The sequence below is a fragment of the Streptomyces sp. NPDC051563 genome (assembly GCF_044454225.1).
Lineage (GTDB): Bacteria > Actinomycetota > Actinomycetes > Streptomycetales > Streptomycetaceae > Streptomyces.
Genome location: NZ_JBITDL010000002.1, coordinates 262,161 through 274,529 on the forward strand (window position 1 = coordinate 262,161; position 12,369 = coordinate 274,529).

Sequence of the window (12,369 nt, forward strand, 5' to 3'; positions counted from 1 at the left end):
CATGAGCCGGGGTTCCCCCCGTACCCCTGGGCTCTGCGCAACCGGCGCGGGCGGGATTCGTTCCCCCGATCCCGCCCGCGCCCTCAACTTCCGACCGTCGATGCCGGGACCGGGAGTTCCCGCCCGGCCCGCCGCAGGACGCCGCCCGCGGATCACCAGTAGACGACGACCTTGTCGCCCACCTTCACCGCGTCGAACAGCGTCGCCAGCTTGGCCTTGTCCCGGACGTTCACGCAGCCGTGCGAGGCGCCGGCGTAGCCGCGGGCGGCGAAGTCGGCCGAGTAGTGCACGGCCTGGCCCTTGCTGAAGAACATCGAGTACGGCATGGGCGTGTGGTAGAGCGTCGAAACCCAGTCCTTGGCCTTCCACTCCACCGCGAACTCACCTTCGCGGGTCGGGGTGTTCTCCGAACCGAAGCGCACGTCCAGCGTGGTGACCACCTTGCCGTCGATCATCCAGGCGAGGGTGCGGCTCTCCTTGCTGATGCACATCACCCGGCCCGTCATGCAGCGCGGGTCCGGAGCGTCCGGCTCGTTGACGGTCGGCGGGCGCAGCTCGTCGGCGGTCGGCTTCTTCGTGGAGTTCTGGATCTTCTTCCAGGTGGGCTCGTCCACGCCGCCGGTGGCGGTCAGGCCGTTCTTCGACTGGAAGGACTTCACGGCGGCGGTCGTCTTCGAACCGTAGAAACCGGTCGGGGCGACCGACATCAGCTTGAGCTGGCGCAGCCGGGCCTGCAGTTCGCGGACCTGCTCGCTGTCGTCGCCGTTCGCCATGACCTGCTTCACGGTCGGCGAGGGCGAGGCGGAGGCGGAGGCGGAGGGCGAGGCCGAGGCGGACGCCGACGGCGAGGCGTCGCCCGGCTTTCCGTCCGTGGACGGCGAGGCGTCAGGAGTGGCCACCGCCGTGGGCGATGCGGGAGCGGAAGAACCGGAGCCCGTGGACTCCGCCTTCTGCGGTCCGCAGGCGGTCGCGGCAAGTGCGACGGCGGTGGCCAGGCCGAGTGCGCGGATTATTGCCTTCTGGCGGTGCATTGCAGTCCCCCGATTTCTACGTGTGTACCTAGGTGATGCCACGCGGGCGTGGTCAGTTGCAGGGAAGCCCGCGATGTTGCGCCATTGTGACCAGCGGCCGCCGTGCGGCCGCCGCGGGGACGTTTTATCAGTCCCGGGCCCCCGGGAGCCACGAAGGAGCGCGTCACATGGAGCGGCACACCGAGAGCGGGATCCCGATCGCGCCCGTCTACCGCCCGGACGAGCTCGCCGGCTGGGACCCGGGGACCGAACTCGGGGAGCCGGGGGAGTACCCGTACACCCGGGGCGTCCACCCGACGATGTACACCGGACGTCCCTGGACCATGCGTCAGTACGCCGGCTTCGGGACCGCCGCCGAATCCAACGCCCGCTACCGGCAGCTCATCGGGGGCGGCGTCGCCGGGCTCTCCGTGGCCTTCGACCTGCCCACCCAGATGGGCCACGATTCCGACGCCCCGCTCGCGCACGGCGAGGTCGGCAAGGTGGGCGTGGCCATCGACTCGGTCGAGGACATGCGGGTGCTGTTCGACGGGATCCCCCTCGACCGGGTGTCCACCTCGATGACGATCAACGCACCGGCCGCCGTACTGCTCCTGCTGTACCAACTGGTCGCCGAGGAGCAGGGCGTCGCCGCCGCCGAGCTGACCGGCACCATCCAGAACGACGTGCTCAAGGAGTACATCGCACGGGGGACGTACATCTTTCCGCCCGGCCCCTCCCTGAGGTTGACGGCCGACGTCTTCCGCTACTGCCGCACCGAGCTCCCCCGGTGGAACACCATCTCCGTCTCCGGCTACCACATGGCCGAGGCAGGGGCCTCGCCCGCGCAGGAGATCGCCTTCACGCTGGCAGACGCGATCGCGTACGTACGCACCGCGCTGGCCGCCGGGATGGAGGTCGACGACTTCGCGCCCCGGCTGTCGTTCTTCTTCGTCGCCCGGACCACCCTGCTGGAGGAGGTGGCGAAGTTCCGTGCGGCCCGGCGGATCTGGGCCCGTGTCATGCGCGAGGAGTTCGGGGCCCGGGACCCGAGATCGCTGATGCTGCGCTTCCACACCCAGACCGCCGGGGTGCAGCTGACGGCGCAGCAGCCGGAGCTCAACCTGGTGCGCGTCGCCGTGCAGGGCCTGGCCGCCGTGCTCGGCGGTACCCAGTCGCTGCACACCAACTCCTTCGACGAGGCGATCGCGCTGCCCACCGAGAAGTCGGCCCGCCTCGCACTGCGGACCCAGCAGGTGCTCGCGTACGAGACGGACGTGCCGCACACCGTCGACCCCTTCGCCGGGTCCTACGCGGTGGAGCGGATGACGGACGAGGTGGAGGCGGCGGCGCTCGGCCTGATGGCCCGGGTCGAGGCGATGGGCGGGGCGGTGGCCGCGATCGGGGCGGGCTTCCAGAAGGAGGAGATCGAGCGGAACGCGTACCGGATCGCCCGGGAGACCGAGAGCGGCGAGCGGGTGGTGGTCGGGGTCAACCGCTTCGCGCTCGACGAGGAGGAGCCGTACGAGCCGCTGCGCGTGGATCCGGCGATCGAGGACCGGCAGCGGGCGGCCCTGGCCGCGCTGCGGGCGGGGCGCGACGGGGTGGCAGTGGAGGAGGCGCTGGCGGCCCTGCGGGAGGCGGCGGCGGGCACGGAGAACGTGCTCCATCCGATGAAGGAGGCACTGCGGGCCAGGGCCACGGTGGGGGAGGTGTGCGGGGCGCTGCGCGAGGTGTGGGGGACGTACGTGCCGGCTGATTCCGGCTGATACCCGCTGGTGAACGGGGCTGATTGCGATGTGGTCCCGATCCGTGAAATCAACTGGCGCGACAGGTGTGTCCCCATGGGACACTCCTGCACATGCTGGGTGTCACAGATCTTCCGACGTATCTCGCCGGCCTGGTGCTGATCATTTTGCTGCCGGGGCCGAACTCGCTCTACGTGCTCTCCGTCGCCGCGCGCGGCGGGGTCCGCCAGGGGTACCGGGCCGCCGCCGGGGTGTTCACCGGGGACGCCCTGCTCATGACCCTGGCCGCGGTGGGCGCCGGAGCGCTGCTGCGGACCAGCCCGATCGTGTTCGGCGTGGTCAAACTGCTCGGCGCCGGGTACCTGACCTGGCTCGCCATCGGCATGCTGCGGGGCGCGTGGACCATGTGGCGCGCCCGCCGCGAGCGCGCCGGGGCCGACGCGGGCGCCCCGCAGGTGCCCGTGGCCGCCGCCGAGGTGAAGGCCGGCGAAACCGAGCGGCCCTACCGGCGGGCGCTGCTGATCAGCGTCTTCAACCCCAAGGCCATCCTCTTCCTGATGTCCTTCTTCGTGCAGTTCGTGGACACGGCCTACGCCTACCCGGCGCTGTCCTTCCTGCTGCTCGGCAGCCTGATGCAGCTCGGCAGCTTCCTCTACCTGACCACGCTGATCTTCGGCGGGAACCGCCTGGCGGCCGCCTTCCGGCGCCGCAAGCGGCTCGCCGCCGGGGCCAGCTCGGCGGCCGGCGTGCTGTTCCTGGGCTTCGCGGCGAAGCTCGCCGTGAGCTGACCCGGCGAGCGGGCCCCGACCCCGGCCGGGACCGCCGCCCTGCCCGACCGCCCTGCCCGACCGCCCTGTCCGACCGCGCCCTACCCGACCGCCCTGCGCAGCAGCCGGGCCAGCCGCCGGGCGGCGCGGTTGCGGGGCAGGAAGGACAACTGCGCCGGGATGCCGCCCGGCAGGCCCAAGGTGGTCAGCCGGCGGCGGGTGAAGTAGCGCCAGGTGTCCGGGGTCAGGTGCGCGGTCAGCCAGCGCTCGGCCTCCGCGCGGTGCCCGGTCAGGATCCTGGGCTGCATGGTGAAGCCCACCGCCGCGAGCAGGCCCGTCAGCTCGGCCGCGACCCGTTCGGGTCCCGGCGGGGTCCAGGAGCGTACGGCCGCGGGGTCCGCGAGGTCGGGCAGCAGGGCGTCGGCCAGCACGAGCGGGATCCGGTTGCTGTTCGGGTACGGGGACAGCCGCGCGAGAACGGCCCCCGTGCCGGTCCGGGCCACCGGGAGCCCGTACAGGGTGGCGGCGGTCAGCAGTCCGGTGGAGAAGCAGCCGACGACCAGGGCCGGGCGCAGCCGCTCGTAGAGGGTCTCGGCGAGCACCGGGGTGCTCAGTACGGTGAGCCGGACCCCGAGCCGTGCGGCCTCCTCCTCCGCCCGGCGGGAGTAGGCGGCGGGGGCGCTGGGGTGGGGTTTGAAGACCAGCTCGCGGTGGCCCAGGGCGTGTGCTCCCCGGACCATCTCCACGTGGAGCTCCTCCTCTTCGGCGGCCGGCACCAGGTCGAGGGCGGAGAGGTACTGGCCCAGCAGGAGCGCGGGGGACCCGGCCGCGGGCAGTTCCGCGTCGGGCAGTTCCACCGCCGCGTCGAGCTCGCCGATGACCTTGAGGAAGGCGGCGGCCGGGACGGCCTCGGCCCGTACGCCGAACTCGGTCAGCAGCAGCGGTTCCAGGCCCGGTACGAGGTCCAGGTGCAGCACCCGCCGTACGCGCATCCCGAGTCCGGGGTCGAGGCGGAAACGGGTGGGACCGTAGCTCATCAGCCCGTCGGCGTAGACCTCTACGGCCGCCCCGGGGAACAGCTGGCACAGGCTCTGGGCGGGCGGCACCTGGAGCGATTCCACGATCAGCTCGACCCGGTCGGTGCCCAGCCCCCAGGAGGAGCGCAGCAGGCGTTCCCACAGCGGGACGTCGTCGGCGCGCGGGCTCCAGGTGCTGGGGTGCTGCGGGGCGATGACGGCGTTCCAGTCGAGGACCGCGTCGAAGCGGGTGCTCAGGGAGCCGAAGCCGGGGGCGGCGGTCAGGCCGGGGGTGATCTCGGCGGTGACGGAGTGGTTGCTGGTCAGCAGGATCCGGCGGCCGGCGGGCGGGAAGAGCCCGGCGTCGAGGGCGGCGGCGAGGGTGGCCGTGCCGTAGAGGGTGGAGGCCAGGAAGATCTGGGTGACGTTCACGCCGGCACCCCGGCGGAAGCAGAAGACGCGGCGGGGGCGGATCCGGCGGTGGCGCGCCGGCGGAGCCTGCGGAGCAGGGCCGCGCGGTCGGCGTCCATCGCGTCCAGGGTCTGGTCCAGGACCTGCTGCGGCATTCTGCCGAGTGCGGCCGCGCTCATCGAGCGGAGTTTTCTGGCCACGGGTGGTTCGAACCTTTCGATGGACCCGACATGGTGCGCGATAATTGCGCAATACGTTCGGACGGCTTTCGGGAGGAGGAGATCGGATTCCCGGTCCGTGGCCGTTTCCGACAGAACTTGATCGAATGCCCGGATGAAATCGAGCTGACGCTCGTCGCCGATTTGTGTCAGCGAGGTGGAAACCCCGCGACGGTAGAAGATTCCGGGCAGACCGACCGGGGCGAAGGACTCCGCCTCCCGGTGCAGCCGCCAGATCCACGGCCGGTCCTCCGCCGTCCGCAGCCCGTCCGTGAAGTGCAGCAGCCCGCGGTCCAGCAGCCGCCGGTGGTACATCCCCGCCCAGGCGTAGGGATAGTCCACCGAGGTCGCCCGGGTCGCGGGCAGGATCGCCGTGCGCGGATCGGCCACCACCGACTCCGGTCCGTAGGGGACGCGCTGGACGCTGCGGGTCCGGCCCGTGCACTGGACGTGGTCCGTACGGACGAAATCGCAGCTCAGGGCCTCGATCGCGGCCAAGGTCCGGGCCAGGTGGCCCGGCGCCAGCCAGTCGTCCCCGTCCAGGAAGGCGATGTACTCCCCGCGGGCCGCGTCCAGGCCGGTGTTGCGCGCCGTCGCCAGGCCGCCGTTGCGCTCGTGTCTGAGGTGCACGGCGCCGGGCAGCTCGCGGGCCGCCCGTTCCAGGAGCGCGGGCGTCCCGTCCGTCGAGCGGTCGTCCACGAGCAGGAACTCGAAATCGTCCCGAGCGTTGACTTCGAGGCTTTTCAGGGCATCCGGCGCATACGTCTGCACGTTGAAGAACGGCACGACAACAGAGAGCTTGAGCACTCGCGAGACATTAGGGCGCCGCTCGTCATTCACTGTGGCCCGGACGCGGATTCCATGTGAACGACGCACGGCAGGCACGTTAACCCGGGCGCTTTCGCACGGAGTCGACGGGTTGTTAACCCGCTGTTGTGCGTTCGTTGGGCCGATCACCGAAAAGCCGGAATAACTTCTGCCGAGTGCCAGCAAGCAACCGCGCGGCCCATCCGGCCGCCCTCCGTGTGGCCGTACTCGCCGATTCCGACACCCGCTGGAAATGGGGAGCGCTCACCGCGCGCCGCCTTTCCCCGGAACCGGACGCCGTCCACCTGACCGGATACCTGCTCCGCGGCCGGGCCACGCCCACCGCGCGCCAGCTCGGCGAGGTCGGGGCCCGGGCGGACCGGCTCACCGAAGTCACCTGCGCGGGATTCCTCGCCGAACTCTCGGCGCCGGAGCGGGAGCCGTACGACGTGATCGTCCTCGCCCTGGTCGGCGGCGCCGTCCAGGCCGTCCTGCACGGGGCCCGGGCGCTGTGGCCCGAGCCGGCCGCCCGGCCGGTGTTCGTCACCGGGTACGTCGGAGTCGTCTACGAGAAGCTCGCCGACGGCCTGCTGCTGCGCCACGGCGCCGACCTGGTCCTCGCCAACTCCCGCCACGACGCCGGTCGCTTCCGCGCGGTCTACGAGGGGGTCGGCGCCGACGCCGGGGCCGTCGTCGAGACCGCCCTGCCCTTCCTGGCCCCGGCCGACGCGCACGCGTACGAGCCGGTGGGGAGCGCGGCCCACCGGGTGGTCTTCGCGGTCCAGCCGTCCGTACCGGACGCCCGCGCGGACCGCACGTACCTGCTGCGCCGCGCCGCCGAACACGCCCGGCTGCACCCCGGACGCGAGGTGCTGATCAAACTGCGCAGCCGCCCGGGGGAGCACACCACGCACCTGGAGGAGCTCCCGTACCAGCGCCTCGCGGAGCAGCTCCCCGGCGGCCTGCCCTCCAATTGCCGCCTGGTCTACGGGAACATGGGCGAGGTCCTGGACAGCACGGACCTGCTGGTCACCGTCTCCTCCACGGCGGCGCTGGAGTCCCTCCACCGGGGCATCCCGACGGCCGTCCTCACCGACCTCGGCGTCCGCGAAGCCCTCGGCAACCACCACTTCCTGGGCTCCGGCTGCCTGGCCTCCTGGACCCAGCTCGACGCGGGCCTGCTCCCGAAGGCCGACCCGGACTGGCTGGCGGCCCAGGGCGTGGGCGCGCCGGCGGCCCCGGTGACCCGGTCCGCGTACCCGGCGTCCGAGCCCGGCGGGCACGACTCCTTCGGGCACGACCCCTACGCCGGCGCACGGGCACGCCTCGCGGAGCTGCTGGACGGGGCCCCGCTCCCGCCCGTGGCCCCGTACTACACGCAGGACACCGCGCCGGGATACCTCCCCGGGATCCTGGCCCGGCACCATCTCGGCGCCGACGGGCACCCGTTGCCCGGCGCGGCCCGGACCGGCGCCGGGGAGTCCCGGCTGCGCCGCCGGCTCCGCGCCCACCTGCGCGAAGCCGCCAGGGGCGCCTACCGCCACGGCGTCCAGCGCGTCGCGCCGGCGATCCGCCGCCTGGGGGAGCTGTGAGCCCCCGCCCGGCCGGAGCCGTCACGCGGGCCGCCGTCGCCCGTGCCGCGGCGACCCGGGCCGCCGCGACGCGCGCCGCAGCCACGCCCGCCGCCGCGACCCCCACCGCCGCCGCCGAGCCCGCCGCGACCGCCCCGGCCCCCGCGGGATCGCTCCGCGTGGCCCGCGCCGTGCCCAGGGTGCTCGCCGTGATCCCCGCACGCGGGGGGTCCAAGGGCGTGCCCGGGAAGAACCTGGCCGACGTCGGCGGGATGCCGCTCGTGGTGCGGGCCGTCCGGGCCTGCCTGGGGGCCGCGACCATCACCGACGTCCTGGTGTCCACCGACTCCGAGGCCATCGGCGACGCCGCCCGCGGGGCCGGGGCCGTGGTGCTGCGGAGGCCCGCCGGGATCTCCGGGGACACCGCCACCAGCGAGGCCGCCCTGCTGCACGCGCTCGACGCCTTCGAGGAACTGCACTCCGTCACCGTCGACGTGGTGCTCCTCGTCCAGTGCACCAGCCCCTTCGTCACCGCCTCCGACGTGGAGTCGGTCGCCGCCGCCGTCGCCTCGGGCGCCGCCGACTCGGCGCTGACCGCGGCCCCCTTCCACGGCTTCCTCTGGCGGGCGGCGCCCGACGGCTCCGGGACCGGGGTCAACCACGACACCTCGTACCGCCCCCGCCGCCAGGACCGCCCCCAGGACCTCCTGGAGACCGGCGCCGCCTACGCCATGGACGCCGCCGGCTTCCGCACCGCCCGCCACCGCTTCTTCGGGCGGACCGTCCCGGTCGCCACGGACCCGGCCCGGGTGCTGGAGATCGACGACCCCCACGACCTGGCCCGCGCCCGCGCCCTCGTCCCCGTACTCGCCCCGGCCGCGCCCGCACCGGCCCCCGCTCCCGCCTCCACCCCGGACCCGACCCCGAGCCCGACCCCAGGGGTCCCCACCCCGGCACTCCACACCTCAGCAGTCCACACCCCCGCGGTCCCCACCCCAGCAGCCCACACCCCTGTGCCGGCCTTCGCGCCCGCACCTCCTCGCGCCCGCACACCCCACGCTCCGAAGGACAGCCCTGCCATGACGGTCACCCCCGCACCCCGCCTCCGCACCTTCGGCTCCCGCACCGCCGGCCCGGGCCACCCCGTCTACGTCGTCGGCGAGATCGGCATCAACCACAACGGCGACCTCGGCAACGCCCTCGCCCTCATCGACGCCGCCGCCGAAGCCGGCTGCGACGCCGTGAAGTTCCAGAAGCGCACCCCCGAGATCTGCACCCCCCGCGACCAGTGGGACATCGAGCGCGACACCCCCTGGGGCCGGATGACCTACATCGACTACCGGCACCGCGTGGAGTTCGGCGAGGACGAGTACCGCGCCATCGACGAGCACTGCGCCAAGCGCGGCATCGACTGGTTCGCCTCCCCGTGGGACACCGAGGCCGTCGCCTTCCTGGAGAAGTTCGACGTCCCCGCCCACAAGGTCGCCTCCGCCTCCCTGACCGACGACGAGCTGCTGCGCGCGCTGCGCGCCACCGGCCGCACCGTCGTCCTCTCCACCGGCATGTCCACCCCGAAGCAGATCCGGCACGCGGTGGAGGTGCTCGGCAGCGACAACATCCTGCTCTGCCACGCCACTTCGACGTACCCGGCCAAGGCCGAGGAGCTCAACCTGCGGGTCATCAACACCCTGCGGGAGGAGTTCCCGAACGTCCCGATCGGCTACTCCGGCCACGAGACGGGTCTGCAGACCACCCTGGCCGCCGTGGCCCTCGGCGCCGCCTTCGTGGAGCGCCACATCACCCTCGACCGCGCGATGTGGGGCTCCGACCAGGCCGCCTCCGTGGAGCCCGGCGGCCTGACCCGCCTGGTCCGCGACATCCGCACCATCGAGACCGCGCTGGGCGACGGCGTGAAGCGGGTGTACGAGTCCGAGCTCGGCCCCATGAAGAAGCTCCGCCGCGTCCAGGGGGAGCTCGCCACCGTATGAGCGGCCCCCCGGCTCCCGGCCTCCCGGGTGTCCGCCGCGCGGGGCGAAGTCCCCTGCCGGCCCTTCCGCAGTTCCCCGGGCTCCGCCCCGACCCGTAGGCCCGGGCTCCGCCCCGACCCGTAGGCCCGGGCTCCGCCCCGACCCGTAGGTCCGGGCCGCGCCCGGCCCCCTGGGGCTCCGCCCCGGACCCCGCGCCCCACACGCCGGCGGGGCTGGACTTCCGGCCCCGCCGCCCTCTCCAGAGGAGTACGTGGTGACCCCCTCAGCCCCTGCCCCGACCCTGGCCTTCGTCGAAAGCCCGGTCCAGCTGCTCAACGTCCTGGAGTGGGCGCACGCCCAGGGCGCCGGACGGCTCCTCGGAGTCGTCCCGCGCCAGCCGGCCCGTGGCGGCGGGAACAGTTCCGGGCCGGTCGCCTCCGCCGCCGCAGGCCTGCGGATCGTGGTGCTCCCGCCCACCGACCCCATGTCCCGGGGGCAGCTGCGCCGGATGGCCGGGCTGGCCCGGGACGAGGGGCACGAGGTGCGCTGGCAGGAGGCCCGCGGCGGCCGGCTGGCCCCGGTCAAGGCCTTCGCCGCGCTCGCCCGCGAGGTGCGGGAGGCCGGGCGGGTGGTGATAGGGGACCCGTTCTCCCGCTACGTGCAGCTCCTGCTCACCCTCGTCCGGGCCGAGGAGCTGGTCGTGGTCGACGACGGCACGGCGACCATGGAGTTCATCGCGCAGACGGCCCGCGGCGAGCGCCTCGTGCGCTGGCACCGGGTCGGCGGCGGGGGCCTGCCGGGCCGGCTGCGCGAGCTGGCGTACGCGCCGGTCTCCGCGACGGCCCGGCGGCGGTTCACCCCGGGCGCGGACGGCCGCCGCCGGGTCGAGGTGTTCACCTCGATGCCGGTCACCGCGCACGGCGGGATGACCGTCCGGCTCAACGACTTCGCCTGGACCCGGGCCCGCTTCGGCCCGCCCCGCCTGACCAAGGGCACCGACCTGGTCGGGACCTCGCTGGTGGAGACCGGCGTGGTCGACCCGGACCGCTACCTGGAGGCGGTGCGCGCCCTGACCCTGGAACACGGGGCCACCCGCTACTTCGCCCACCGCCGCGAGTCCCCGGAGAAGCTGCGCTCCCTGAGCGAGGCGACGGGGCTGGAGATCGTACGTCCGGACCTGCCGCTGGAGCTGATCGCCAGGCGGGGCCCGGTCGGCCGGACGATCGTCAGCTTCCCCTCCACGGTCGTCCACACCCTGCCCTACGCACTGATCGGCACCGGAGTGACCGTGGCCGTATGCGATGTGGATCCGAGCTGGCTCACCCCGTCGGCCTCCGAGCGGGCCCGCGGTTTCCTCGCCGGAGTCACCGACACCGCCCGTGATGTGCACAGACTTCCTGCTCAGACGGCTCAGGCGACCGGATGAGCGAAGGAATGAGGGCGCGAGTTTACCCACGGCTTCATCCGGTCATGCGTCCGGAGGCCGGGATTCTTTCCCCTAACGGCATGAACTTTTTGTGATCTCCGGCCAGTTGACCCATGGGTGGGCCTACCCTTGAACGGGTGAACCAGTTGATGTCCCGCGAGTCCCAGACCGCCCAGCCCGCCGCGCCCGACCGGCCCGAGCTGCCCGGCAAGCTTCCGGACCACCTGCGCGCCGAACTGATCGCCTTCCGCCGGGACTTGCACATGCATCCCGAGCTAGGACACCAGGAGTTCCGCACCACGGCGGCGATCAAGGTCCGGCTGGAGAAGGCGGGCCTGCGCCCGAGGGTGCTGAAGTCGGGCACCGGGCTCATCTGTGACGTCGGCACCTGGGACGGAGTACGTCCCATGCTGGCCCTGCGCGCGGACATCGACGCCCTGCCCATCCCGGATGCCAAGACGCACGTCCCGTACCGCTCCACCGTCCCGGACCGCGCCCACGCCTGCGGCCACGACGTCCACACCGCCGTGGTGCTCGGCGCCGGCCTCGTCCTCGCCGAGCTCGACCGCAAGGGCGAGCTGCCCCGGCCCGTGCGGCTGCTGTTCCAGCCCGCCGAGGAGGTGCTGCCCGGCGGCGCCACCGAGGCCATCGACTCCGGGGTGCTGGACGGGGTGGGCAAGATCATCGCCCTGCACTGCGACCCGCGGGTCGACGCGGGCCGCATCGGCCTGCGCACCGGGCCCATCACCTCGGCCTGCGACCGGCTGGAGGTGACCCTCGACGGCCCCGGCGGGCACACCGCCCGTCCGCACCTGACCACCGACCTGGTGACGGCGGCCGCCCGGCTCGCCCTGGACCTGCCGGCCCTGCTGACGAAGCGGATGGACGCCCGCTCGGGCATGTCGGTCACCTGGGGCCGGATCGAGGCCGGGCACGCCTGCAACGTCATCCCGATGCACGCGGAACTGTCCGGAACTGTTCGGTGCCTGGACCTGGCCTCCTGGCACGAGGCCCCGGACCAGATCCACGCGATCATCGACGAGATCGCCTCCATGCACCGGGCCAAGTCGGAGATCACCTACGTGCGCGGGGTGCCTCCGGTCGTCAACGATCCGGTGGTCACCGAGCTGCTGCGCGAGGCGATGAGCGCCCGGCGCGGGGCCGACTCGGTCGAGGACACCGAGCAGAGCCTGGGCGGCGAGGACTTCTCCTGGTACCTGGAGCACGTCCCCGGAGCCATGGCGCGCCTGGGCGTCCGCAAGCCCGGGGACACGACGAAGCGGGATCTGCACCGGGGTGATTTCGACGTCGACGAGGCCGCGATCGCGGTTGGCGTGGAGTTCTTCACGGCCGCGGCCCTCCTCGACGGCGCGCCCCTCGAAGGGCGGCGCGCCAGGCTCGCGGGCCCGACCGGATAGAAGTTCTTGC

9 protein-coding genes and 1 pseudogene are annotated in these 12,369 nt (G+C 73.3%); 7 read left to right on the top strand and 3 right to left on the bottom strand.

The annotated features are described in order from the left end of the window. Nucleotides 1-152: 152 nt before the first annotated feature. On the bottom strand, nucleotides 153-1,031 hold the full coding sequence (locus ACIA8F_RS03410) for a peptidoglycan-binding protein (protein ID WP_399376458.1): 879 nt from the start codon (nucleotides 1,029-1,031) through the stop codon (nucleotides 153-155). A 167-nt stretch (nucleotides 1,032-1,198) separates the two neighbouring features. Here ACIA8F_RS03410 and ACIA8F_RS03415 point away from each other — a divergent pair, with 167 nt between their 5' ends. Together ACIA8F_RS03415 and leuE are read left to right on the top strand one after the other, a co-directional pair. Then, nucleotides 1,199-2,779 (top strand): methylmalonyl-CoA mutase, encoded by a 1,581-nt coding sequence (locus ACIA8F_RS03415; protein ID WP_399376459.1) that lies wholly within the window; start codon nucleotides 1,199-1,201, stop codon nucleotides 2,777-2,779. Between the two features lie 92 nt (nucleotides 2,780-2,871). After that, on the top strand, nucleotides 2,872-3,546 hold the full coding sequence (gene leuE / locus ACIA8F_RS03420; RefSeq protein WP_399376461.1) for a leucine efflux protein LeuE: 675 nt from the start codon (nucleotides 2,872-2,874) through the stop codon (nucleotides 3,544-3,546). A gap of 80 nt (nucleotides 3,547-3,626) precedes the next feature. On the opposite strand, the gene ACIA8F_RS03425 is transcribed toward leuE, so the two are convergent. Both ACIA8F_RS03425 and ACIA8F_RS03430 read right to left on the bottom strand, forming a co-directional pair. After that, entirely contained in the window at nucleotides 3,627-4,973 is a 1,347-nt protein-coding gene (locus ACIA8F_RS03425; protein ID WP_399376462.1) for a polysialyltransferase family glycosyltransferase, read from the bottom strand. After that, on the bottom strand, nucleotides 4,970-5,977 hold the full coding sequence (locus ACIA8F_RS03430) for a glycosyltransferase family 2 protein (RefSeq protein WP_399376463.1): 1,008 nt from the start codon (nucleotides 5,975-5,977) through the stop codon (nucleotides 4,970-4,972). Before ACIA8F_RS03430 ends, ACIA8F_RS03425 begins: the two co-directional genes overlap by 4 nt. Nucleotides 5,978-6,153: 176 nt before the next feature. Between ACIA8F_RS03430 and ACIA8F_RS03435 the strand changes: the two genes are divergently transcribed. From ACIA8F_RS03435 to ACIA8F_RS03455, 5 genes and pseudogenes are all read left to right on the top strand, one after another. Continuing rightward, entirely contained in the window at nucleotides 6,154-7,569 is a 1,416-nt protein-coding gene (locus ACIA8F_RS03435) for a DUF6716 putative glycosyltransferase (RefSeq protein ID WP_399376464.1), read from the top strand. 188 nt (nucleotides 7,570-7,757) lie between these two features. Continuing rightward, nucleotides 7,758-8,111, top strand: a pseudogene (locus ACIA8F_RS03440) (cytidylyltransferase domain-containing protein); the annotation flags it as partial. A gap of 516 nt (nucleotides 8,112-8,627) precedes the next feature. Then, nucleotides 8,628-9,536 carry an N-acetylneuraminate synthase family protein gene (locus tag ACIA8F_RS03445; RefSeq protein ID WP_399376633.1) on the top strand — a complete coding sequence of 303 codons (909 nt, stop codon included), beginning with the start codon at nucleotides 8,628-8,630 and terminating at the stop codon, nucleotides 9,534-9,536. A 253-nt stretch (nucleotides 9,537-9,789) separates the two neighbouring features. Next, nucleotides 9,790-10,941, top strand: a complete 1,152-nt coding sequence (locus tag ACIA8F_RS03450) for a hypothetical protein (RefSeq protein WP_399376465.1) — start codon at nucleotides 9,790-9,792, stop codon at nucleotides 10,939-10,941. Nucleotides 10,942-11,090: 149 nt separating this feature from the next. Beyond that, entirely contained in the window at nucleotides 11,091-12,359 is a 1,269-nt protein-coding gene (locus ACIA8F_RS03455) for an amidohydrolase (protein ID WP_399376634.1), read from the top strand. Nucleotides 12,360-12,369 lie beyond the last annotated feature (10 nt).